Origin of the sequence: Micromonospora foliorum, assembly GCF_022229015.1 — a bacterium.
GTDB lineage: Bacteria > Actinomycetota > Actinomycetes > Mycobacteriales > Micromonosporaceae > Micromonospora > Micromonospora foliorum.
On record NZ_JAKKFF010000584.1, the window covers coordinates 1 to 22,850 of the forward strand.

At 70.8% G+C, this 22,850-nt stretch carries 22 protein-coding genes, 1 tRNA gene and 1 other RNA gene; 10 read left to right on the forward strand and 14 right to left on the reverse strand.

Features of this window, described 5'->3' with window-relative positions; all coding sequences use genetic code 11:
- Nucleotides 1–315, reverse strand: a 315-nt coding sequence (locus tag PSH25_RS33160) for a lytic polysaccharide monooxygenase (protein WP_238662812.1), incomplete at its 3' end; no start/stop codon positions are given.
- 124 nt (nucleotides 316–439) lie between these two features.
- On the opposite strand from PSH25_RS33160, the gene PSH25_RS33165 reads away from it, so the two are divergent.
- The 7 genes from PSH25_RS33165 (at nucleotide 440) to PSH25_RS33195 (ending at nucleotide 8,471) form a co-directional block, all read left to right on the forward strand.
- Entirely contained in the window at nucleotides 440–562 is a 123-nt protein-coding gene (locus PSH25_RS33165) for a 50S ribosomal protein L36 (protein ID WP_030490864.1), read from the forward strand.
- Between the two features lie 972 nt (nucleotides 563–1,534).
- Nucleotides 1,535–3,283, forward strand: coding sequence for a carbamoyltransferase N-terminal domain-containing protein (locus tag PSH25_RS33170; RefSeq protein ID WP_238662813.1), 1,749 nt, complete (start codon nucleotides 1,535–1,537; stop codon nucleotides 3,281–3,283).
- A complete protein-coding gene (locus tag PSH25_RS33175) occupies nucleotides 3,273–4,598 on the forward strand; it encodes an MFS transporter (protein WP_238662814.1) in 1,326 nt (441 codons plus the stop codon). Before PSH25_RS33170 ends, PSH25_RS33175 begins: the two co-directional genes overlap by 11 nt.
- On the forward strand, nucleotides 4,588–5,808 hold the full coding sequence (locus PSH25_RS33180) for a peptidogalycan biosysnthesis protein (protein WP_238662815.1): 1,221 nt from the start codon (nucleotides 4,588–4,590) through the stop codon (nucleotides 5,806–5,808). Before PSH25_RS33175 ends, PSH25_RS33180 begins: the two co-directional genes overlap by 11 nt.
- Before the next feature lie 50 nt (nucleotides 5,809–5,858).
- Nucleotides 5,859–6,824 (forward strand): sulfotransferase family protein, encoded by a 966-nt coding sequence (locus PSH25_RS33185; protein ID WP_238662816.1) that lies wholly within the window; start codon nucleotides 5,859–5,861, stop codon nucleotides 6,822–6,824.
- The gene (locus tag PSH25_RS33190) at nucleotides 6,817–8,121 is read left to right on the forward strand and encodes an ATP-grasp domain-containing protein (RefSeq protein ID WP_238662817.1); all 1,305 of its coding nucleotides are present in this window, start codon (nucleotides 6,817–6,819) and stop codon (nucleotides 8,119–8,121) included. The genes PSH25_RS33185 and PSH25_RS33190 overlap by 8 nt, the downstream gene beginning before the upstream one ends.
- 89 nt (nucleotides 8,122–8,210) lie before the next feature.
- The gene (locus PSH25_RS33195) at nucleotides 8,211–8,471 is read left to right on the forward strand and encodes a YciI family protein (protein ID WP_238662818.1); all 261 of its coding nucleotides are present in this window, start codon (nucleotides 8,211–8,213) and stop codon (nucleotides 8,469–8,471) included.
- Nucleotides 8,472–8,604: 133 nt separating this feature from the next.
- Here PSH25_RS33195 and PSH25_RS33200 read toward each other — a convergent pair.
- Together PSH25_RS33200 and PSH25_RS33205 are read right to left on the reverse strand one after the other, a co-directional pair.
- Nucleotides 8,605–8,677, reverse strand: a tRNA-Ala gene (locus PSH25_RS33200).
- 89 nt (nucleotides 8,678–8,766) lie between these two features.
- On the reverse strand, nucleotides 8,767–9,357 hold the full coding sequence (locus PSH25_RS33205; RefSeq protein ID WP_112582369.1) for a YqgE/AlgH family protein: 591 nt from the start codon (nucleotides 9,355–9,357) through the stop codon (nucleotides 8,767–8,769).
- Nucleotides 9,358–9,679: 322 nt separating this feature from the next.
- Between PSH25_RS33205 and mdlC the strand changes: the two genes are divergently transcribed.
- Complete coding sequence (gene mdlC / locus PSH25_RS33210) at nucleotides 9,680–11,275, forward strand: benzoylformate decarboxylase (RefSeq protein WP_238662819.1); 1,596 nt, start codon at nucleotides 9,680–9,682, stop codon at nucleotides 11,273–11,275.
- Nucleotides 11,276–11,285: 10 nt separating this feature from the next.
- Here the strand turns inward: mdlC and PSH25_RS33215 are convergent, their stop codons facing one another.
- From PSH25_RS33215 to pruA, 10 genes are all read right to left on the reverse strand, one after another.
- The gene (locus PSH25_RS33215; protein ID WP_238662820.1) at nucleotides 11,286–12,239 is read right to left on the reverse strand and encodes a hypothetical protein; all 954 of its coding nucleotides are present in this window, start codon (nucleotides 12,237–12,239) and stop codon (nucleotides 11,286–11,288) included.
- A 45-nt stretch (nucleotides 12,240–12,284) separates the two neighbouring features.
- Nucleotides 12,285–12,794, reverse strand: coding sequence for a hypothetical protein (locus PSH25_RS33220; protein ID WP_238662821.1), 510 nt, complete (start codon nucleotides 12,792–12,794; stop codon nucleotides 12,285–12,287).
- Nucleotides 12,795–12,962: 168 nt separating this feature from the next.
- Nucleotides 12,963–13,640, reverse strand: coding sequence for a hypothetical protein (locus PSH25_RS33225; RefSeq protein WP_238662822.1), 678 nt, complete (start codon nucleotides 13,638–13,640; stop codon nucleotides 12,963–12,965).
- Between the two features lie 69 nt (nucleotides 13,641–13,709).
- Nucleotides 13,710–14,085, reverse strand: a transfer-messenger RNA (tmRNA) gene (gene ssrA, locus PSH25_RS33230).
- Between the two features lie 104 nt (nucleotides 14,086–14,189).
- Nucleotides 14,190–14,669 carry an SsrA-binding protein SmpB gene (smpB, locus tag PSH25_RS33235; protein WP_124821485.1) on the reverse strand — a complete coding sequence of 160 codons (480 nt, stop codon included), beginning with the start codon at nucleotides 14,667–14,669 and terminating at the stop codon, nucleotides 14,190–14,192.
- A 148-nt stretch (nucleotides 14,670–14,817) separates the two neighbouring features.
- Nucleotides 14,818–15,693 carry a permease-like cell division protein FtsX gene (gene ftsX / locus PSH25_RS33240; RefSeq protein WP_238662823.1) on the reverse strand — a complete coding sequence of 292 codons (876 nt, stop codon included), beginning with the start codon at nucleotides 15,691–15,693 and terminating at the stop codon, nucleotides 14,818–14,820.
- 67 nt (nucleotides 15,694–15,760) lie between these two features.
- Nucleotides 15,761–16,441, reverse strand: a complete 681-nt coding sequence (gene ftsE / locus PSH25_RS33245; protein WP_030331491.1) for a cell division ATP-binding protein FtsE — start codon at nucleotides 16,439–16,441, stop codon at nucleotides 15,761–15,763.
- Between the two features lie 118 nt (nucleotides 16,442–16,559).
- A complete protein-coding gene (prfB, locus tag PSH25_RS33250) occupies nucleotides 16,560–17,681 on the reverse strand; it encodes a peptide chain release factor 2 (protein ID WP_238662824.1) in 1,122 nt (373 codons plus the stop codon).
- 64 nt (nucleotides 17,682–17,745) lie between these two features.
- The gene (locus PSH25_RS33255; protein WP_091393967.1) at nucleotides 17,746–18,261 is read right to left on the reverse strand and encodes a PadR family transcriptional regulator; all 516 of its coding nucleotides are present in this window, start codon (nucleotides 18,259–18,261) and stop codon (nucleotides 17,746–17,748) included.
- A 176-nt stretch (nucleotides 18,262–18,437) separates the two neighbouring features.
- Nucleotides 18,438–20,066 carry an L-glutamate gamma-semialdehyde dehydrogenase gene (pruA, locus tag PSH25_RS33260; RefSeq protein WP_238662825.1) on the reverse strand — a complete coding sequence of 543 codons (1,629 nt, stop codon included), beginning with the start codon at nucleotides 20,064–20,066 and terminating at the stop codon, nucleotides 18,438–18,440.
- A 292-nt stretch (nucleotides 20,067–20,358) separates the two neighbouring features.
- On the opposite strand from pruA, the gene PSH25_RS33265 reads away from it, so the two are divergent.
- A complete protein-coding gene (locus PSH25_RS33265; protein ID WP_238662826.1) occupies nucleotides 20,359–21,543 on the forward strand; it encodes a hypothetical protein in 1,185 nt (394 codons plus the stop codon).
- 182 nt (nucleotides 21,544–21,725) lie between these two features.
- Here PSH25_RS33265 and PSH25_RS33270 read toward each other — a convergent pair whose 3' ends face one another.
- The gene (locus PSH25_RS33270) at nucleotides 21,726–22,235 is read right to left on the reverse strand and encodes a DUF6912 family protein (protein ID WP_238662827.1); all 510 of its coding nucleotides are present in this window, start codon (nucleotides 22,233–22,235) and stop codon (nucleotides 21,726–21,728) included.
- A 216-nt stretch (nucleotides 22,236–22,451) separates the two neighbouring features.
- Here PSH25_RS33270 and PSH25_RS33275 point away from each other — a divergent pair, with 216 nt between their 5' ends.
- The gene (locus PSH25_RS33275) at nucleotides 22,452–22,679 is read left to right on the forward strand and encodes a helix-turn-helix domain-containing protein (protein WP_030490852.1); all 228 of its coding nucleotides are present in this window, start codon (nucleotides 22,452–22,454) and stop codon (nucleotides 22,677–22,679) included.
- The last annotated feature ends 171 nt before the right edge of the window (nucleotides 22,680–22,850 follow it).

The following is a 22,850-nucleotide window of genomic DNA, read 5'->3' on the forward strand; positions in this document are numbered from 1 at the left end:
CGGCCAGTCGGTGCGGGGCAGGTCCAGACCCCGGTACGCGGACAGCCCGCCGCTGCACAACTCACCGTCCGGGATCCGTTCCCGGTCTCGCCCGTTGATCGCGGCGACGCGTACGTTGTCCCATTCGCGGACCGCCGCGCCGGCCTTGATCGCCGCCTTGCAGGCGCTGGTGGCCGCGTAGCGGCCCTCGGGGCCGCAGGCCGCCGCGCGACTGACCGGGTCGGTCGGGGCACCGTGGGCGGCGGCGGGCGTGGCGGCCAGGGGCACGGTCGCGGCAGCGACCAGCACCGTGGCGAGGAGCCGGCGTACGGGCATGAGGATGACCTCCGCCCACTGGTACGGCTGCGAGGCGGCAAAGGTTCGACGCTGACCGGCCGGGAATCCGGCGGGTGGGTGTGGCGTTTCGATACACGGAACCGCTTGCACCGAGGAGGCAGAGATGAAGGTACGTAGCTCGTTGCGTGCACTGAAGCAGAAGCCGGGTTCGGTGGTGGTCCGCCGTCGCGGCCGGGTGGTCGTGGTGAACCGCGCCAACCCGCAGTGGAAGAGCCGCCAGGGCTGATCCAGCCCTTGACGGACATACCGTCGTCAACGCCCTGACCGGGTCATCCGGTCAGGGCGTTTCGCGTGTGGCGGGGCGAGCGGCCGGGTCAGGCGGGCGCGCCGCCGAAGCCGATCTCGTTGCCGTCCGGGTCACGGAAGATGGCCTTGCGGACGCCGTTGTCGTAGGTCTCGCGCTCGGCCGGCTCCAGGCCGCGCTCGGCGATCTGGGCGAGCCGAGCGTCGAAGAGAGGTCAATGGCCATCGGGCCATGGTAAGGGTGTGGACCGACGCACCGACCCGGACAATGAAAAGACACGCTTCGCGGATGGGCGCTTTTCTTGACCCGAACCCGCAGGTGGCGTGTGCCCGATGTTGGACGCTCAATCACGCCTGTGCATTGTTGCCGCGACGGCACGATGGACCGCTTGAGCAATTGTCGGGTCGGAGAATCTGGCTCTCGCGGCGCGCTCGGCGCGCCGCAGTTCCGAGCCGAGTCGGAGTGGATGCGTCGATTGCAGGATATCGCGTATCCATCGCTCAAGATCCGCTTCGTCCACCGGGGGGCTCCCGGACCGCGCGGCCCCCCGGTCGAAGATAGACGCCGACTGGCCTCATCGCCACTCATTAATCCCCCATGCACGTCACAGCCATGCTGAGCTGCTGATATGCCGCCCGAGACAGCCCAGGCGGCGATCGGGCTCCCGACCAACCCTGGCAGCCGATGTCGCTGAGTTACCAACTCGTAACGCGCAAATTTCAGATGACGGAAATTCCATATCCCATTACGCCGATAGGCATTACGGGATCTCGGAGATGGCTCTCGACAACCCCTTCCTGGTATGACGCGGGTGACGCGCGACATCGAGCCGCACCACTTCCCTTCGGCCAGCTGACGGCCACCCTGATCGACGTCGGCAATGACCGAGGGGTTGACTTGCCAGCGGAACATCGATAGGACTTTGAAGGTCGCCAAAAACGGGGAGAGGCATCTATGCGTATTACGTGCGGAGTAAAGCTCACCCAGAGCGGGGGCGTTGCTCTCTTTCAGGACGACGTGTTGGAGTTCAACGTCGAGGCGCAAAAGCTGGAGAACAACCGCCGATACAGCGACGTGGACGACCTCACGTTGATCGCCCGGATCCTCGGCGACTTCGGGTACAAGATCTCCGACGTCGACCAGTGGGCACTTGACGGCTGGGACGGCGCCATCCACGGACAGGCCCACCGGCTCAACAACGGCAGCCCTGTCGACGTCCGCCTGGCGCCCTACCGGGAGACCGAGCGGGTGCCGAATCCGGCACAGCCGGGCCACCGTGGCGAGTTGCCCATCGGCGACGCCACCGTCCCGTACGTCAGCCACGTGCACGTGGCGAGCCACCTCGCCGCCGCGTACAGCACCAGCCCCTTCGCCCGACGGGGCGAGCCCAGTCTCGTCCTGGTCTGGGACGGCGGTTGCTTCCCCCGGCTCTACTCCGTGGACAAGGACGGCCGCATCGAGCCCGGCGGCGAGGTCTTCCCGCTGATCGGGCACTTCTACTCGATGGCCTCGCAGCACTTCGGGCCGTACCGCCGCGACAAGCTGTCCCGCAACGTCGACGACCTCTCGGTGGCCGGGAAGCTGATGGCCTACATCGCCCTCGGCACCGCCCGGGAGCCGATCAAGCAGGTCCTCGGGGAGCTGTTCCACGAGCACTTCGAGGCCAACAGCCCGGCAGTCCGCAAGTACCGCGAGGAGATCATCGGCTGCGGCAGCACCGGCGAGCCCTCCCACGCCTACGTCCACGCCTACCTGGAGGACGTCCGTCGCCGCACCGACCAGCTGGGCGTCTCCGACGACGACGTGCTCGCCAGCGTGCACGAGTTCATCGAGGAGTTGCTCGTCGAGCGGCTGGTGGCCAAGGCCCAGTCCTGGAAGGGCGACGGCCCCTGGAACCTCTGCTTCGCCGGCGGCTGCGCCCTGAACATCAAGTGGAACAGCGCCATGCGGGCGCACAAGGCCATCCGCGAGATGTGGGTGCCGCCCTTCCCGGACGACTCGGGTTCGGCCGTCGGCACCGGCGCCATCCTGGTCAGCGGCGAGCAGCGACTGGCGCCGATCTCGTGGAACGTCTTCGCCGGCCCCGACCTTGTGCACAACTCGCACGTCCCGGCGGGCTGGACGGTGGCCCCGTGTCGACCGGAGGAGCTGGCCCGGCTGCTGCACCGCACCGGTAAGCCGGTGGTGGTCCTGCACGGCCGCGCCGAGTTGGGCCCTCGCGCCCTCGGCGCGCGCAGCATCCTCGCCCCGGCGGTGGACCCGGCCATGAAGGACGAGCTCAACCGGATGAAGCGTCGGGAGAACTACCGGCCGGTCGCCCCGATCTGCCTGACCGATCAGGCTCCGGCGGTCTTCGACCCGGGCACTCCGGACCCGTACATGCTCTTCGACCACCGGGTACGCCCGGACTGGGTGGACCGGATTCCGGCGGCGATCCACCTCGACGGGACCGCCCGGTTGCAGACGGTCAGCGCCGAGGACAACCCGATGCTCGCGGCCGTCCTGCGCGAGTACCACAAGTGGAGCGGGATCCCGGTGCTCTGCAACACCAGCGCGAACTACAACGGCCGCAGCTTCTTCCCCGACGTGGTGTCGGCGATGGAGTGGGGCCAGGTCGACCTCATCTGGAGCGAGAACGCGCTGTACCGCAGAGTCACCTCATCAGACGCGTCAGCGAGCGTCACCGGCACCGGTGTCAGCTGACATCCGGCGCCTGCCGGAGGGTACGAACGCCGGCGCACCACCGCGCCCCCCGCTGCGGGAGCCGGCCTTCCGTACCCTCTGGCTGGGCGACCTGGCCGCCCGCTCGGCACACCAGATCACCGCCTTCGGGCTGCCCCTGCTGGTCGTGACGTTGCTGGCCGGCAGCGGCACCCAGGTGGGGTTGGTCGGCGCGGCCCAGTTCGTGCCGGTGCTGGCCTTCTCCCTGCTCGTGGGCACCTGGACGGCCCGTACCTCGTTGCGCTGGATCCTGGTCACCGGCAACGCGGCGCGCGGCGTCGTGCTGTTCGGCATCGGGGCCCTGGCCGCCACCGACCGCCTGGTCTTCACCGCGCTGTTGGTGGGCGCGTTCCTCATCGGCTCGGCGGCGGTGCTGCACGACATCGGGTCCCAGGTCACCGCCCCCCGGTTGCTCGACGGCGACCGACTGGTGGCCGGCAACGGCCTGTTGCAGGCCACCACGTCGGTGACCCAGATGGCCGGTCCGGCGGCGGCGGGGTTCATCGTGCAGACCGCCGGCGCCTCCTTGGCCGCCGTGGTCACCGGGGCGCTGTTCTGCGCGGCGGCGATGGCGATGGCGGCCCTGCCGGCTCGCGCGCTGCGGCCGGCGACCGACCGGGGCGACGCGCCCACGATCCGGGCCGGGCTGGCCTACGTCTGGCGGAGCCGACCGATCCGGGACCTGTGCGTGCAGTCGGCCCTGTTCAACCTGCACGAGCAGGCCTTCGCGACGGTCTTCCTGGTGTACGGCGTGCGGACCCTCGGGCTCTCCGGTGGCCTGATCGGCCTGGTCATCGGGCTCGGCAGCGTCGGGGCGCTGGTCGGCTCCCTCGTCGCCGGGCGGGTCGGGGCCCGACTGCACCTCGGCCGGGCGCTCACCGTCTCGATCACGGTCGCCGCGCTCGGGTTGCTGTTGGTGCCCGGGCTCGCCGCGGCTGGCACGGCGACCGTGCTGCTCGGGGCGGGCTTCGTGATCAACGGGGCGGCTCTGGCGGTCTACAACGTCCTGGCGGTCACCGTACGCCAGCAGGTCCCGCCTCCGGTGCTGCTCGGCGCGGTGACCGCGAGCTACCGCATCGCGGCCTTCGGTTCGCTGCCGGTCGGGGCGCTGCTCGGCGGGGTGTTGGCCGACCTGGCCGGGGCGACCACGGCGGTCTGGGTGGTGGCCGTCTCGCTCACCGTCTCCTCGCTGCTGCTGTACGCCTCTCCGCTGCGCACGGCGGCCCAGATGTCCGAGGTGCAGGCCCTCGCGGACACGACGACCCGGAAGGAACGGTCTACCCGGCATGGCGACTGACGTGACCGACGGCATCGCCGCCGTCGACGAGGAGACCTGGGCCCGGCTCGCCGCCGACGCCGAACCCGACGCGGCCCACGGCTACCTGCTGTTCCGCGAACGGCTGGAGCCGGGCACCGCGGTGCTGGTCACCGCCGACGACGACCGGGGGCCGGTGGCCGCGATCCACGCGGTCACCGCCGTGGCCGGGACGAACCTGTTCAGCCACCCGTGGAAACTCCTCACCGAGGAACAGTTCCTCCGGCTCACCCCGGACGACGACGCGACTCGGATCCGGGCCGAGTACCGGGCCCTGCTCGGCGCGCTCGGCCCGGACGTACCGGAGTCGGGCGACCTCGCGGGCTGGCTCACCACCACGGTCGGCGAGCCCCTCGTCGTCCGCACCTACGACCGCAGCCCGCTGTTCACCGCCCCCGACGTCGACACCGACCGCCGACGGCACGCCGGCCGGGAGGTGGTGGCGGCCCTGCAGGAGCTGGTCCGGCAGGGCCGGGCGGGAGCGGTGGTCCTCCCGTACGTGGCCACCGACGACGAGCTGCTGCGAGGCCTGTTGGAGACCGCCGGCTTCGTCCGGGGCTCGGTCACCGCCGCGTCCGCGCTGCACCTGGCCGGCTACCCCACCTACCAGGCGTTCCTGGACGGGCAGAACGCCGAGACGCGCCGCAACTACCGGCTGGCCGAGCGCGAGGTGACCCGGGCCGGGCTCCAGGTCCGCGAGGTGCCGCTGGCCGAGCACGTCGACCGGATCGTGGACCTGGAGGCCCGCACCGGCGAGCGCAACGGCGCAACACCGAACCGGCCCCAGCTGCGGGCGGCCCGCGCGTACCTGGCGGCGGTGCTCCCCGGGGCGATCCGGGTGGCCGTGGCGGGCCGTTCCGACGCGGAAGTCCTCGCCTGCACGGTGCAGATGTACGGCCGGCACGGTTGCTGCACCCTCGGCTACGGCAGCGACTACGACGTCACCGGTACGAGCGTCGCCTACCACCATCTGGTGTTCGGGCAGCCGGTCGAGTCGTGCATCCGGGCCGGCGTACCCCGGTACCGCCTCGGGTTCGAGGCGTTCGCTCCGAAGTTCCGCCGGGGTGCCCGGGTCGCCAAACGGGAGCTGTGGCTGTGGACACCCGATGAGCGACGGCGGGAGTCTTTCGCCCGTCTCCTCCGATTCCTCGACGAGCGCACCACCGGCCACCTGGCTGCCTTCGTCCGCTGATTCCCCCTCATTCCGCGTCGCATCCGACGCACGACCACCGGGAGACCGACATGCCGCTGGCCCCTCGTGCCATGGTGATCTCGCTGCAGAAGACCGGCACCCACCTCATGCAGGGTCTGATGACCAATCTGGGGTACAAGATGGCTGGGGTGCCCCGGCCGACCCCGCGCAACACCCCGGAGTTCACCGACGCGCAGCGGCGTCAGATCGCCGCGCTCACCCTGTCGAAGTCCGACTACGACGAGCTGCTGGAGCTGGAGGGCACGGAGGAGTACCTGCTCCGCACCCAGGAGGCCTGGTCCGCCCTGGGCTGGCACTGGCAACGCCGGCTGGGCCAGCACGTCGTCAACCGGTACGGGCAGACCCGGTTCGACTTCGCCGACTCGGTGATCACCAACCCGCACCTGCCGTACTCCCGGTTCGCGGACACCCCGGCCGGGCTCTGCTGGATCTTCCACGAGCTGGACATCAGCAAGGTGGACGGGTCCTTCTTCGCGGAGTGGGTGGAGACCGCCACCCCGCCGCTGGTCTACAACTACCGCGACCCCCGCGACGCCCTGGTCTCCATGGTCAACTTTCTGGAGGGGCGGACCCGCGAGGGGTACGGCAACTTCTACGAGTTCGACATCTTCCACCGCATCCTGACCTCCCTGCCGACCTGGGAGGAGAAGCTCGACTACGCGATGCGGGACACGTCCTTCCTCGGCCGCGACCAGTTCGAGAGGGGACTGTGGCTGCTGCGCCACCCCGACGTGTGCAAGGTCAGCTACGAGGATCTCGTCGGCGAGCGCGGGGGCGGGTCCCGGCAACGCCAGCTCGAGGCCGTGGACCGGTTGCTGAGCCACGTCGGGTCCACCGCGGACGCCGAGGAGGTCGCCGGCAAGGTCTACGACCAGGGCTCCTGGAGTTTCTTCCGGGGCACCACCGGCACCTGGCGGGAGCGGTTCACCAAGCGGAACGAGGCCCGCTTCACCGAGCTGTTCGGCGACATTCTGGAGCAGTACGGCTATGAGTGAGGCCCGCGCCTTCCTGCTGCTCGGCGGCTACCGGGTGATCGCCCGCAACTGGGGCTTCCTCGCCGACCTCGCCGGTCGAGGGCTGCGGATCCTGCTGATCACCTCCGAGCAGTGGCGGGCCGACACCACGGCCGCCATGGCCCGGGGCGAGGGCCCCGGGACGTACCTCACCGACGCGGCCTTCGTCACCGGTGAGGTCGGCATCGAGGGCAGTTTCACCTCCGGTGTGGTCGCCCACGTCCAACGCTGGCAGCGGGAGTACGACATCGTCGGGGTCTACGCCGCGGGCGAGATGCTCGTCGAGCAGACCGGGATCGTGGCGGATGCCCTCGGCCTGCCCGGGCCGGGGGTACGCGCGGCGCGGGTGTGTCGCAACAAGTACCTGCAACGGTTCTACCTGGCGCAGTGGAGCCCCCGGCTGGTCGTCGTCCCACCGCAGGGGCGCGCCGGGCTCGACGTGGGCTCGGTGCGGTTCCCGGCGGTGCTGAAGCCCTCGGGCCGGCGGTCGAGTTCCGGGGTCCAGGCGGTGCGCGACCCGGGGGCCCTGCCCGCGTTGCTCACCGAGTATCCGGCGGCGGAGACCCTGCTGGTCGAGGAGTACGTCACCGGCGCCGAGTACTCGGTGGAGGCGGTCGTCCAACACGGTCGGATCGTCTTCGAGTCGGCGACCCAGAAACGGACCACCGAGGACGACTCGGACTGGTTCGTCGAGATGGCCCACACCGTGCCCGCCCCGCCCGGCGCGGAGCACGAGAGGCTGCTGGCCGCCAACCGCGACATCGTGGGCCGGCTCGGTCTGGTCGCCGGCATCGTCCACACCGAGCTCCGCCTCGACCGGGACGGCCGGCCGGTGCTGATGGAGGTGGCCGCCCGTACTCCCGGCGATGGCATCATGCCGCTCTACCACCTGGCGACCGGTCGGGCGCTGGAGCAGACGATCATGGAGGTGGCGCTCGACGAGCCGGCGACGCACCCCGCACCCCGGCGGTACGCCCGCCAGGTCTACCTGCCCCAGCCGACCGGAGTGTTGCAGGACGTGAAGCTGCGTTGGCCGGGCGTGGAGCCGCAGTGGGTGCCGGAGGGACAACCGTGGCCGGTCATCACACCGGGCGAGGCCGACGACCCGCCGGCCCTGCGGCACGTCATCGTGCTCAAGGAACGCGGGGCACGCCTCGGTGAGCTGCGCGAGTCCGGTGACCGAGGGGTGACGTTCCTGATCGACGCCCCCACCCTCGACGAGCTCGACGAACTGGAGCGTCAGGTGAGCGCGGCGATCGACGTCATCGTCGATCCGTGACCACCGCCGACGGGCGTACCGACCAGACGGTGGTGACGCGCCGAATCGACTAGGGTGCTTCGAGAGATCGCCCCGATGAGGAGGAACCGGTGTTCATCTTGGAGCTGTCCTTCGGCGACGAACCCGACCGGCTCGCCGCCCGACCGGCGCACCGGGAGCGTCTCCAGGCCCTGCACCAGGAGGGCCGGCTGGTCATGGCCGGGCCGTTCGCGGACGACTCCGGAGCACTGCTGATCTTCGACGTCCCGGACGCCGAGGCGTTCGCCGCGATCGTCGCCGAGGACCCCTACTACCGGACCCCCGGGGTGACGATCGCCAGCCAGCGGGAGTGGTCACCCATCGTTCGGTAGCCAGTCGGTCTGGTCGGCGCCCCGGGACTGCGGGGTGCCGGTCCACCGACGGCCGCGGGGACGCTCTGGACGGCACCGCCAGCAACAGCGAACGCCCTGGTCGGATTATCCCGACCAGGGCGTTTCTCAAGGGTGGAGCCGAGGGGACTCGAACCCCTGACCCCCACACTGCCAGTGTGGTGCGCTACCAGCTGCGCCACGGCCCCTTGCTGTCGTCCCGGTCGCCCGGGCACTGGGAAACTATACACAGACGGGCCCGCATGGTCATCTCGCGGGGGTCCCCCGCCGAGCCGGGTCAGTTGAGCGCCACGTCCGGCGGGAAGTGCGCGACGGCGGCCATCATCCCGCCCTGCCGGCGCAGCACCATCGGCCACAGGTCGTCGGGCCGGTCGACGAAGGCGTCCCCCGGCAGCCCGTCCAGCACGAACCAGGACCCGTCGGCGATCTCCTGCTCCAACTGGCCGCTGCCCCAGCCGGAGTAGCCGGCGAAGACCCGAATGCCGCCGATGCTCTCCCTCAGCCGCTCCGGGTCGACCGAGAGGTCGATCGTGCCGACCGCACCGGAGACCTGGTGGAAGCCCTTCACCCGGCGCATCGGGTGGCGCATCCGGGCGAGGCAGATGGCCGAGTCGGGCTGCACCGGGCCGCCCTCGAAGAGCACCGCCGGGTGGCGGGCCAGGTCGCTCCAGTCACCGAGCACCTCGGCCACCGGCACCTCGGTGGCCCGGTTCAGCACCACGCCGAGCGCGCCGCCCGGCTCGTGGGCGACCAGCAGCACCACCGTACGGTCGAAGTTCGGGTCCTTGAGCGCCGGAGTCGCGACCAGCAGCCGCCCGGTCATCGACTCCATCGCTCGTCCGCCGATCGCCTGGCCCTCTCCCTGCATGCCACACACCCGTCAACCGTGAGCCCGCGCCGGGGGCCGGTCATCGACCGGATCCGCCCGGCGCATCGGGTTCAGCCGCGCTGTCAACGCCATGCCTGGCACCATAGCCTGCGTCCTGGGTGCTGGCTAAGGTCTGACCGGCGGGTGATCGGACAGTTAAGACGAAGGGCCGGTACACCCGGCGACAGACGTCCCGGTGATCGACGGATCGGGACCACCGACGGCCGGGAAACGCCCGAAAGGTCCGTCACATCCCGATAGATTCGGCTGATCGGGAGGGCGACCGCGGTCGCCCCTGCCCGCGACACGGAGGCGGGTGGCGATGGCAACTGTCCGGGACGCGACGTACGACGTGCTCCGTACCCTCGGTATGACCACTGTCTTCGGCAACCCCGGCTCCACCGAAGAGCCGTTCCTGCAGGACTTCCCCGCCGACTTCCACTACGTCCACGCGCTGCAGGAGGCGACGGCCGTCGCGATGGCCGACGGCTATGCCCAGGCCGGCGGAGTGCCCGCCCACGTCAACCTGCACACCGCCCCGGGCACCGGCAACGGCATGGGCAACCTGGTCACCGCCTGGCACAACAAGACCCCGCTGATCGTCACCGCCGGCCAGCAGACACGGGAGATGCTGCTCCTCGAACCCCGGCTGGCCAACCGCCGACCCACCGAGCTTCCGCAGCCCTACGTGAAGTGGGCCTACGAGCCGGCCCGGGCGCAGGACATCCCCGCGGCGGTGCTGCGGGCGTACGCGACGGCGGTGCAGCCACCGGCCGGGCCGGTCTTCCTCTCCCTGCCGATGGACGACTGGGCCCAGCCAGCCGACCCGCCGCCCGCGCCCCGAACGGTGGCCACCCGGTTCGCACCAGACCCCCAGCGGTTGGACGAGTTCGTTCGGGTGCTGGCCGGCAGCCGCAATCCGGTGCTCGTGTACGGGCCGGGGGTGGACCGCTCCGCGAGCTGGCCGGCCGCGGTCACGCTGGCCGAGCGGCTCGCCGCGCCGGTCTGGTCGGCTCCCGCCCCCGAGCGGGCGGTGTTCCCCGAGGACCACCCGCACTTTCGCGGCGTGCTGCCGTACGCGATCGGTCCGCTCGCCGAGGCGCTGCGCGGGCACGACACGGTGCTGGTCGTCGGCGCCCCGGTGTTCCGCTACTACCCGTACGTGCCAGGTGAGCACCTGCCCGACGGCGCCCGACTGCTGCACGTCACGGACGACCCGGACGAGGCCGCGCGAGCCCCGGTCGGTGACAGCCTGCTCAGCGACCCGGGGTTGGCCCTGGCCGCGCTTGTCGAACGGGTGCCACCGAGCGACCGGCCGGCGCCCGCGCGCCGGAACGCACCGCCACCGCCGGAGGTCGGCACCCCGCTGAGCGCCGACGCCCTGTTCGCCGCGCTGGCCGCACACTGGCCGACCGACGGCGTGCTGGTCCAGGAGTCGCCGTCCAATCTGTCCGCGCTGCGTCGTCAGCTGCGGATCACCCGCCCGGCGTCGTACTTCACGATGGCCAGCGGCGGCCTCGGCTACGGCCTGCCGGCGGCGGTCGGCGTCGCGCTGGCCGAGCGGGACACCGGGCGTGGTCGCCCGGTGGTGGCGGTGATCGGCGACGGCTCCTTCCACTACTCGGTGCAGGCACTCTGGACGGCCGCGCGCCTGGCACTGCCGGTGGTGGTCGTCGTCCCGGTCAACCAGCAGTACGCGATCCTCAAGGCGTTCGCCGAGCTGAAGCACACTCCCGGGGTGCCCGGCCTGGACCTGCCGGGGTTGGACATCATCGCGATCGCGGCCGGCTACGGCTGCGCCACGGAGGTGGTGCAGACGCCCGACCAGCTCGGCGCGGCGCTCGCCACCGGGCTGCGCGCCGACCGGCCCACGGTGTTGCCGATGCCGATCAGCACCGAGGTGCCCAGCCTCCTCTGAACCGGTCCGGTCAGCGCGCTGCGATCGACAACGGGGCACCGGTGAAGACGTCCAGCACCGGGCGGGCGCCCAGCGGCGCCGCGAGGGTGACGGTGACCGGCTCCAGCTTCAGCAGGTCGATGCATTCGCCGGTGGCCCGGGTGACGCCGCCACCGACCACCACGACGTCCGGCCGTTCCCACACCAGCGGCGTGATCCCGGTGTCGCACGCGCCGACGCCGAGCCGCACGGTCAGCCGGGCGCCGTCGACGGCCGCCAGGTCCTGGGCCGCCACCAACCCGTCCGGTAGCGGCCGTGCCGGCACGGTGGGCTCCGGGACGGCGGTGACCGCCGTCGGCGCGACGGCGAGCCGGACCACCGGGGTGGCCAACTCCTTGATGGTGAACAGCCAGGCCGGAACCTGCGCCACGCCCCGGCTCGTACGGACCGGCACGGCGCCGAACGTGACCCCGGTGACGGTGAGCGGCAGACAGGCCGTCTGCGTGCTGCTCGTGGCCCACCCGTCCGGCCCCGGTTCGACGGTGGGGCCGCCGGGGGTGGGCCGGCCGGGCCGCTTCGGCCGCCCCGGGCAGGGCAGCGGGTCACCCTGGTCGAGCTGCCGGTACGCCTCCGCGGCGCTGACCAACGGCAGCCTCAGCCGACCGTCGGGAAACTGGATCTCGCCGCCGACCCGGGTGGGCGGTATCCCGACCTGCGCGCGGTACCACCCGGCCCGGAAGGCCGCCTCGGTCTCGGTTGTGAAGCCCGGGTCACCGGTGAGCAGGGTCGGCCCCTCCAACGGCACGTAGCCCGTGCGCCACTCGGGGCCGGGCCGCCACGCCTCGGCGACCTGACCGGCCCGCTGGTCGAACGCCTCCGCGCCGTGGGTGGGGCTGCGCGGGCCGCCGGCCGGACCGGCATCGGTCGCGGCGCAGCCCGCCGCGAGCAGCAACGGGAGTACGAGCAGCAGGCCGGATCGACGCATGCACGGTTCGACGCGTCCGCCGACCGGCCGGTTCCCGACCTGGGCTCAGGTCTCGCCACCCAGATCCGTCTGGTACGCCTCCCAGAGCAGGTCGGCGCCGCGCCGCCGATGCCGGGCCAACCTCCGCAGCAGGTGTCCGGCCCGATGCCGCAGCTCGTCGGGGTGCGCCTCGGGCCGCTCGGCGATCTGCTGGACCGCCAGGATCGCGGCGACGATCGCCGTGTGCTCCCGGGTCAGCAGCCGCACGCCGTGGTCCAGTCGCGGCGACTGGGTGAGCAACTCCCGGTAGAGGCCGGTGGGGCCCTCGGTGGCCCGGACGTGCTCGGCGAAGCCCTGGCGCACCGGACCCAGCCGAAGGAGAACGTCTTCGCGCCAGCGCGGCTCGGTGCTGGCCACCGCGACGGCCCGGCCGAGGGCGTGCACGTCGCCGGCGAGGCCGGCCGGGCGCGGCTCGCCGGGTAGACCGATGGCATGCTGGTCGGCGGGGAGCCCCGCCGGATGCGCGACGCGCGGTCGGGCGACGAGTGACGGCTGCTGGACCGGACCGGCGACCATGGCACCTCCCGCGCGGCGCTGTTACCCCATACCGCGATGGTGAGGCTGCCCGGCGTGCCCTGTCCAGGGCCCTGAGCAGTCTCATCTGCCCCGTTCGACCCAGCGACCCCACCAGCCACGCTGGTGTGGCCCCCAGCGCCGCACAGGCCGCCTGGGACGACGACCGCCTCAGTCGGTCGACGGGCGCTCTGCCAGCCGGCGCAGGTGGTCGGCCACGGCGCGCGCATCGCCGACCCGCTCGTCGCTTGGTCGACCCGTCGTGATCGCCTCGACCAGCGCCCGCAGCTCCGACGGCGGCAACACGGGCAGCCCCATGCCGCGCAGCGGGATGGTGACCCCCCGGGCACTGCCCGGGTCGGTTGCGTGGATGGCCCGCACCTGCGGTTCGCCGGCCGGACCGTCGTCATCCGCCTCGCGGTACGACACCGCACCGGACTCGATCCGGGCGGTGGCGAGGTCGACGATGCGGGTGCGCAGCGCACCGCGTACCCGCGCCCGGCTGCCGTCCAGCCAGGCGGCCGTGCGGAGCACCCGCAGCACCAGGTAGAGGCCGAGCAGGACGAAGGGCAGGCCACACAGGCCGATGAACGGGCTGGGACCGGACTGGTTCGGGTCGGCGGAGTCGCGGAGCGCGGGCGGCAGCAGCCCCGGTGGCAGATCTCGAGCCTCCTCGTAGGAGGCGAACGCGTCGCCCGGGCCGGTCAGTCGGCGCAACAGCCCGTCGGCGACGAGGGGCAGCGCCACGAACGCCGCGCCGACGGCCGTGAGGAGGACGCCGGCCGCCACCGCCACGACGCGCTGGCCGGGCGAGGCGCCGACCGACAGGCGCAGCTCCTGGTTGGTCACAGGGGGCAGCGTAAGACCCCGCGAACAACGAAGCGCCCCGGCCGGTCGGCCGGGGCGCTTCGTTCGAGGTGGTGGAGGTGCCGGGAATCGAACCCGGGTCCTTCGCCGGTTTGTCAGGGCTTCTCCGAGCGCAGCTCGCTGTGCCTCTACTCGGCCCCACCGCTCACGCGAGCAAGTTGGTGTGACGGGCCCAGTCGCTGATTAATCTCGCCGCACGGACCCCGCGACCGGGTCCGATTGGCCAGCCTCCTAGCTGATGCCGGCTACTGGGACGAAGGCGTTCCCAGACCGACAGACTTAGCTACTCGCCTCAGGCGGCGAGAGCGAAGTCAGCGCGTTGGTTATTGGCGCTTATAAAGTTCCGACGACCGATTCTCGAGACGACGTCGGCTTCCTCGGCTCGCTTCCCCTGTCGCTGCGTACGAAGTCGAAACCAGTCACCCCCTCGACAGACCGCCGATGTGGCGGCACTGACAAGCCTAACGCCTGGCGCAACAGCTTTCATCCCGAGCCCCGGGCCGGCACGCCGACCCGGACAAATGGGATGAACTAGTCGTCCATTCCCTTGCCGCGTCGACCGGACACCCGGGCGATCTCCCGGTCCGCGTCGCGCTTGGCGAGGTCCTGACGCTTGTCGTACGACTTCTTACCCTTGGCCAGGGCGATCTCGACCTTGGCCCAGCCGTCCGAGAAGTAGACCTGCAACGGGACGATGGTGAAACCGCCCTCGCGGGTCTTGCCGAGGAGCTTGTCGATCTCGACCCGGTTGAGCAGCAGCTTGCGGGTACGCCGGGGCTCATGGTTGGTCCAGGTGCCCTGGGTGTACTCCGGAATGTGCATCGAGTGCAGGTACAACTCGCCGTCACGTTCCTGCGCGAACGCGTCGACCAGCGACGCTCGACCGGCCCGCAGCGACTTGACCTCGGTGCCGGTCAGCGCCATGCCCGCCTCGTACGTGTCGAGGATCGCGTAGTCGTGGCGCGCCTTCTTGTTGGAGGCGACCACCTTGCGCCCCTTTTCCCGTGGCATCGGTGCCACCCCCTCTCCCACGTCCGCGGCCGGGTTCACCCCGGCCGGACAACCGATCATGCTACCCGAATGACAAGGACCCTCCCGCGCCGTTTATTTCCGGCCGCGGGAGGGTCCCCGGGAGACGACGGGACGACCCGTACGGTGCCTAGACCCGCAGGTAGAAGCGCAGGGTGATCCAGGCGGTGCCCGCGCTGACCAGACCACCGACGCCGGCCATCAACGGGAAGATGAACAGGATGTCGCCCCAGGTGATCGGCGAGAGCAGACCCTGCAACGCGCTCAGTGACCCGTCGAAGAGCAGATACTTCGCCGCGACAAGGGCGACCAGACCGAGCAGTGAACCGATCAGGCCGGCCACCACGGCCTCCAGCACGAACGGCGCCTGGATGAACCAGTTGGACGCGCCGACCAGCTTCATGACCGCCACCTCACGCCGCTTGCTGTACGCGGCCACCTGAATGGTGTTCGCGACCAGCAGCAGGGCGGCGATCGCCATCACGACGGCCGCGGCCAGGGCGATGTTCTGGATCGAGGTGAGGATGTTGAAGATCTTGTCGAGCAGTCGACTCTGGTCGATGATCTCCTCGACGCCCGCCGTGTCCTTGTACTGGTCGTAGACGTCCTTGTACTGCTCCGGGTTGTTCAGCTTGAGCCGGAACGCCTCGGGCAGCTGGTCGGGCTTGACCGCGTTCACCAGGTCCGGCGCGTCCTGGTACATCTCCTTGAAGCGCTTGTACGCCTCGTCCTTGTTGACGTAGAGGACGTCCTTGACCAGGGGGTCGCTGTCGAGCTTGGTCTGCAGGTCGGTGCGCTCCTGCTCGGTCACCTCCTGGGTCAAGAAGATCGAGACTTCGATGTTCTTGTAGTAGAGGTCCTTCATGTCGTCGACCTGGCGGTACATGAGACCGCTGGCGCCGAGCATGGTCAGCGAGACCGCCATCGTGATGATCATCGCGATGGACATGGTCACGTTGCGCCACAGTCCGACCAGTACCTCGGACAGGACGTATTTCACGCGCATCGGGATTTCCTCCGGGTCTCCGGCATGAGGTGTTCGTCGTCAGGCTGCGCAGGGGTGGAGCGCCGGCTCACCCGTAGACACCGCGGGCCTGGTCACGCACGATGCGACCGCTCTCAATCTCAACGACGCGGCGGCGCATCTGGTTCACGATGTTGGAGTCGTGGGTGACCATCACGACGGTCGTGCCGGTGCGATTGATCCGGTCCAGCAGACGCATGATCTCGATCGAGGTGTCCGGGTCCAGGTTTCCGGTGGGCTCGTCCGCCAGCAGGATCAGCGGACGGTTCACGAACGCCCGGGCGACGGCGACCCGCTGCTGCTCACCACCAGAGAGCTCGTGCGGGTAGCGGTGCTCCTTGCCACCGAGCCCGACCAGCTCCAGCACCTCCGGCACGACCCGGCGGGCAACCGCCTTCGTCTTGCCGATCACCTCGAGGGCGAACGCCACGTTCTCGTAGGCGGTGCGGTTGGGCAGCAGCCGGAAGTCCTGGAAGACACAGCCGATCGAACGCCGGAAGTGGGGTCGCTTCCAGGAGCGCATCGACGTGACGTCCTTGCCGTTGACGACGACGCGCCCCTTGTTGGGGGCCACCTCGTGCAGCAGCATCTTGATGATCGTGGACTTGCCGGAGCCGGATGGACCGATGAAGAAGACGAACTCGCCCTTCTCGATCGAGACGGACACGTTGTCGAGCGAAGGCCGGGACGCCTTCGGGTACGTCTTCGTCACTTGCTCAAGCTGAATCACGGGTGGTGAGTCTACGCGGTGTAACAACTGAGCCAAGCCCCACGCCCCGCCGAACCGGCGCGAGTCGTCGAATCAGGCTTCTACCTGGAGATCGACGAAGCGCTCCGCCCGCGCCCCGTCACGCACCGTCGCCAGCGATCTGCCGCTGCTTGCGCCAACGGATGCCCGCCTCGATGAAGCCGTCCAACTCGCCGTCGAAGACCGCGCTCGGATTGCCGGTCTCCTGCTCAGTTCGGAGATCCTTCACCATCTGATACGGGTGCAGGACGTACGAGCGCATCTGGTCGCCCCACGAGCCGGCCGCGTTCTCCTTGAGCCCTTCGAGCTTGGCCTGCTCCTCCTGGCGCTTGCGCTCCAACAGTCGGGCCTGGAGCACCCGCAGCGCGGAGGCCTTGTTCTGCAGTTGGGACTTCTCGTTCTGGCAGGTCACCACGATGCCGGTCGGGATGTGCGTCAGCCGCACCGCCGAGTCGGTGGTGTTGACGCTCTGCCCACCCGGGCCGGACGAGCGGTAGACGTCGACCCGTACCTCGTTCTCCGGGATGTCGATGTGGTCGGTCTGCTCGGTGACCGGCAGGACCTCGACGCCCGCGAAGCTGGTCTGCCGACGACCCTGGTTGTCGAACGGGCTGATCCGGACCAGCCGGTGGGTGCCCGACTCGACGCTGAGCGTGCCGTACGCGTACGGCACCTTGACCGCGAAGGTGGCCGACTTCAGGCCCGCCTCCTCGGCGTACGAGGTCTCGTAGACCTCGGTCGGGTAACCGTGCCGCTCCGCCCAGCGCAGGTACATCCGCAGCAGCATCTCGGCGAAGTCCGCGGCGTCCACGCCACCCGCGCCGGCCCGGATGGCGACCAGCGCCTCCCGGGAGTCGTACTCGCCGGAGAGCAGGGTGCGGACCTCCATCTCCTGGATGGCCTTGGTCAGCCCGGTGATCTCCGACTCGACCTCGGTCAGCACGCCCGGGTCGGCCTCGGCCTCGGCCAGCTCCAGCAGCACCTGGGCGTCGTCGAGGCCGGAACGCAGACTGCCCAGCTTGCTGATCTCGCCGTTGACGTACGACAGCTGCGAGGTCACCTGCTGGGCCTTGGCCTGGTCGTCCCAGAGGTCGGGGGCGGAGGCCTCCTCCTCAAGGCGGGCCTTGTCCTCGTGGAGACGGTCGATGTTGAGGACGGCCTCGATGTTTCGCAGGGTCGCGTCGAGTTCCTTGAGCTGTTCGGCGTAATCGGCAGCGGTCACGACAGACAAGCGTACTGTGCCGGGAGCCGAGCAGCTCGTTGTGGATGCGCGAACTGACCGCAGGTCACCCGACGGGGGCGGACTTCAACCACGACAGGGCCGCCCGGTGGTAGGCGACGGCGAACTCCAGGGCGCTGGCGTCGTACGTCTCGCCGTCCCGTTTGGCGTTCTTCACCTGTTCCCGGACCTGGGCGAGGGCCTCGGTGTGGTATTCGTTGGCCGAGGCGTACAGGCCCTTGAGCTGGCTGGCGGAGTGCAGGTTACCGAAGGCCATCCGCAGCGCTATCGGGTTGCGGATGGTGTCCCGCCCCGGGTTCTCCGCGAGCCAGCGGGAAAACGTCCGTTTTCCGCTGGCGGTAAGTGCGTACGGCTGGCTCATCCGCGGACCCGGCTTGCCGAGCCGCACGAAACCCCGCTCAGCCAGCACCGGCAACTCGCGGTACACCTGACTGCGGGTCATCGACCAGTACGGCGCCAGACGGCGCTCAGCGGCGGCCATCAACTGACCGCCTGTCATCGGGCCCTCATGGAGGAGGCCGAGCAGGGCCGCCGCCGTAGGGTTGACTCCGGAATCCGCCATGCCCACTACGCTGCCACTTTGCGCACGCGGCGTCCAGGATTTGCCAGTTTGCCACCCAACAGGACTTCCTAAGTGCACTGTCGGCGGCAGACTGTCCGTTGAGGACTATCGATGGATTGCCGCATTCCGGGCGTCCGCCGGCGGCGCCACGCGCGCCGCCGGCGGGTCGTCGCCGGTCAGCCCATGTGGGGGTACGTGTGGTCGGTCGGCGGCACGAAGGTCTCCTTGATCGTCCGCGGGGAGATCCAGCGGACCAGGTTGAGCCAGGAGCCGGCCTTGTCGTTGGTGCCGCTGGCGCGGGCGCCACCGAACGGCTGCTGCCCGACCACCGCGCCGGTCGGCTTGTCGTTGATGTAGAAGTTGCCGGCCGCGTACCGCATGCGCTCGCCCACCGACTCGACGACCCGGCGGTCGGTGGCGAACACCGAGCCGGTCAGCGCGTACGGGGCGATCGACTCGGCCTGGGCGACCACCTCGTCGAAACGGGCGTCGTCGAACACGTGCACGCCCAGGATCGGCCCGAAGTACTCGGTGGTGAAGGTCTCGTGGGCGGCATCGCCGCACTCGAAGAGCGTCGGCCGGACGAAGTACCCGACCGAGTCGTCGGCGGTGCCACCGGCCAGCACCCGGCAGGTGTCGTCGCCGGCGATCAGCTCCAGCGCGGCGGTGTGCCGGGAGAACGCCTTGTCGTCGATCACCGCGCCACCGAAGTTGCTGAAGTCGGCCACGTCGCCGTAGGTGAGCGAGTCGGTGGTGGCGGCCAGCCGGTCCCGCAGGCCGCCCTCCCAGATCGAGCGCGGCACGTACGCCCGCGAGGCCGCCGAGCACTTCTGGCCCTGGTACTCGTACGCGCCACGGATCAACGCGGTGTGCAGGGCGTCCACGTCAGCGCTGGTGTGCGCGACGACGAAGTCCTTGCCGCCGGTCTCGCCGACCAGGCGCGGGTAGCCCCGGTAACGGGCGATGTTGTCGCCCACGGTCCGCCACAACTGCTGGAAGACCTTCGTCGAACCGGTGAAGTGGATGCCGGCCAGATCCGGGTCGGCGAGCACGACATCGGAGACCTCCTCGCCCCGGCCGGTGACCATGTTGATCACGCCGGGCGGCAGGCCGGCGGCCTCGAACAGCCGCATGGTGAAGTGCGCGGCGAACTGCTGGGTCGGGCCCGGCTTCCAGACCACCGTGTTGCCCAGCAGGGCCGGCGCCGACGGCAGGTTGCCGGCGATGGCGGTGAAGTTGAACGGGGTGACCGCGTAGACGAAGCCCTCCAGCGGGCGGTGGTCGAAGCGGTTCCAGACGCCGGGCGAGGACGCCGGCTGCTCCTCCAGCAGGCGACGCGCGAAGTGCACGTTGAACCGCAGGAAGTCGATGAACTCGCACGCCGCGTCGATCTCCGCCTGGATGGCGGTCTTCGACTGGCCGAGCATGGTGGCGGCGTTGAGGGTGTCGCGCCAGGGACCGGCGAGCAGCTCGGCGGCGCGCAGGAAGATCGCGGCGCGCTCCTCGAAGGGCAGCGCACGCCACATCGGCGCGGCGTCCTTGGCCGCCCTGGTCGCGGCACGCGCGTCGTCGTGGGTGGCGTGCGCGGTCACACCCAGCACGTGGGCGTGCTTGTGCGGCTGCACCACGTTGATCGGGTCACCGCCGGCCATCCGCTGCTCACCGCCGATGGTCATCGGCAGGTCGATGCGCTCGGCGGCGAGCTCGGTCAGCCGCCGCTGGAGCCGGTCCCGGTCGGGGCTGCCCGGCTCGTAGTTGCGAACCGGCTCGTTGCGCGGCTCGGGAACGGAGAACACGGCATCCATCAAGGCTCCTGGCGATCTCGACAGCAGTGGCGAAACCGGACCCGCGGGCACCGACCGGACGGCCGGACACCGGACGCCGCACGGGAGGCCGAGCAGCGGCGGGACCTCCCATGATTCTCCCACGACGGGCCGCACGACCCACCTCGGCCACCGGCCCTGCGCCAAGGACCGCCCCACCCCTCCTCCCCTTACCGACCGGCCTCGATCCGTCCCGCCGTCCCGGGGCGACAGGCAGCCCAGCGGGCCCGCGTACCCTGAATGGTCGGTGACCTGCCGCCTCGAAGGGGAGACGATGACCAAGCAGCCCGGCCGCGTCCCCGCGGTCAAGCAGCCCGGCCGCGTCCCGGCCGCTGAGTCGGACGAGCCGGCGGTCGACGCGGCCAGCGCCGGCAGTCGGCCGTTGCCCGCGCCCGGCGCCGCAGTGCTCGCGCTGCTGGCGCTCGGGTGGCTGGCCGCCATGCTCTGGTCCACTCGGGAGGCCATCACCTCGGCGGCGGCCGGGGTCACCGCGATCAGCCTCTCCGCGTTCGCCCTGCCCGGCGTGATCTCGGCCGCGCTGGTGGCCGGGGCGGCCGTCGCGCTGGCCGGTGGAAACCTGCTGGCCCGCCGGTACGGCGACTGGGCCACCCTGCGCTTCGCCGGAGCGATCGGCGGCGGAATGCTGGTCGGGCTCGCTGCCGCGGTGGCCATCAACCTCACCTACTTCGACACGTCCACCACCAACGTGATCGCCGGCACCACGGCGGCCGCGGCGATCATCGGGGGCGCGTTGGCCGGCGCGCGGACCGCCCCGGCGATCGGTGCCGTGGTCACCGCCGCGCTGGGCACCCTGATCTTCGTGGTGGCGTTCAGCCGCGCCCGGGACCCGCTTTTCGACCTCTTCGGTGGCGGCGACAGCCAAGAATCGTTGATCAACGCGGCCAAGTGGGTGTCCCGCACCGAGTCGCTCGTCGCCGGGATTCTGGCCGGGTTGCTGGCCTTCGGCTACCTGACCTGGGCACGGCGTCGAGCGGTCCGCCGCGACCCCGAGGCCCCCGCGCTGCGCTGGCCGGCGTACCTGCTCGCCGGCGCCGGGCCGGGGCTCCTCCTGCTGCTCGCCGAGGTGATCATCCGAATCGGCGGCCGGTCGCTGCTCGACCTCGCCAGCGCGCTCAGTGAGGCGGACGCGGTGGCGCAGACCTCGCTGGGCACCTCGCGGGTGGACAACGGCATCTGGGTGCTCTTCGTGGGGGCGCTGACCGCGCTCATCGCGTTCGGCCGCACGCTCAGCCCGGCCCACAGCGACGACGACGACCCGGCCGACGGCCCGAACCCCGCGGACCAGCTCGTCGACCCGGCGGACGACAAGCCGGGCTACGCCAAGGCGTTCGACGACGACCCGGCCGAGACGTTCGACGCGGCCGAGACGTTCGACGCGGACCCGGCGAAGGCGGAGCCGGCGAAGGTTGATCCGGCGAAGGCGGACCCGGCCCGCTGACGCCGGACCTGGGCCGACGTCCGGCTGCCTGGGCCGGTGTCCGGCTCAGGCGGGTCGCCCGGCGTCCGACTGTCAGGCTGGTGTCCGGCTCAGGAGGGTCGCCCGCTGTCCGGCTGCCTGGGCTGGTATCCGGCTCAGGCGGGTCGCCCGGTGGCTCATGCGGCCGGGGGCCGACGTCCGGCTCAGTCGGCCGCGCGGAGGAGCTGGTCCAGCTCCGTCACGTCGTACCACTCCAGCTCGTGGTCCTCGGCGCCGTCGACGGTGAACTGGGCGTCGGGGTCACCAGCCGCCGCCTCGGCCACCACGTCGGCCGCCGCAGCGACCTGCTCGACCGCGTCCGCGCCGTCCACGTGGATGGCCGCGACGGCGCCCACCGGCACCGTGTCGGTCAACGTCACCGTGCTCGAACCCAACTCACCGTCACCGCGCCCGAGCGCTCCCGACGGCAGGTCGACCGAGACGACGACGCGACGGCGGGGAGCAGTCGGGTCGGCCCGGAGCAGGTGCAGGGCGTCCTGGGCAGCCCGGATGAACGCGACGTACTCCAACTCCTCCTCGTCGCCCTCGGCGTACCACTCGCGAAGCGCCGGGGTCACGGCATGCGCCTGGTCGGCGGTCAGCCCCTCCTCGCGCAGCCGGGCCAGCATCGGTACGGTCGCCGGCACGTACACCCGGACAAGCTCGTCGGTCACCGGTCGTCTCCCCGCGTCGTCCTCCACCGGCGGCCGCCGGCACGGGCGCAGATCATGCCGCACGCCGTGACCGTCATACACCCCGCCTCCGGCCGGAGGAAGTTCCCCGCCGGTGTGTCCCCATCGGTTGGCCTGCCACCCGACCCGGTCCGGCGCTGGGCGGTCGAGCCTGTCGGTGGCAAACTGAGCCAAACGACACCAACCCCGGGAGTTCCTGTGGAGCCGAGGTTCCTGCTGCTCTCCGACGTGGCCGCTGAGCTCAACGTGTCGGACTCGCAGGTCTACCACATGGTGCGCAGCGGCGAACTGCCGGCGATCAAGATCGGCGGGCGCGGCCAGTGGCGCGTCGAGCGCGCCCGCCTGGAGGAGTACATAGCGCGCAAATACGACGAAACCGCAGACTGGGTGCAGAGCAACCCGCTGGTCGACCGCGACCCCGAGTAGCAAAGCCTGACCCGCCGGGTCTACCCAGCCCGGCTCACCCGACCTGCCCGCCCACCTGCTTGGTCTCCAGCCCGCTCGGCCTGCTCAGGCATGATCCACTCGGTTTTGCGGAAGTCGGGGTGTCGGGGCTACCGGGATGCCGCGATATCAAGGAACGCGAGTGGATCATGC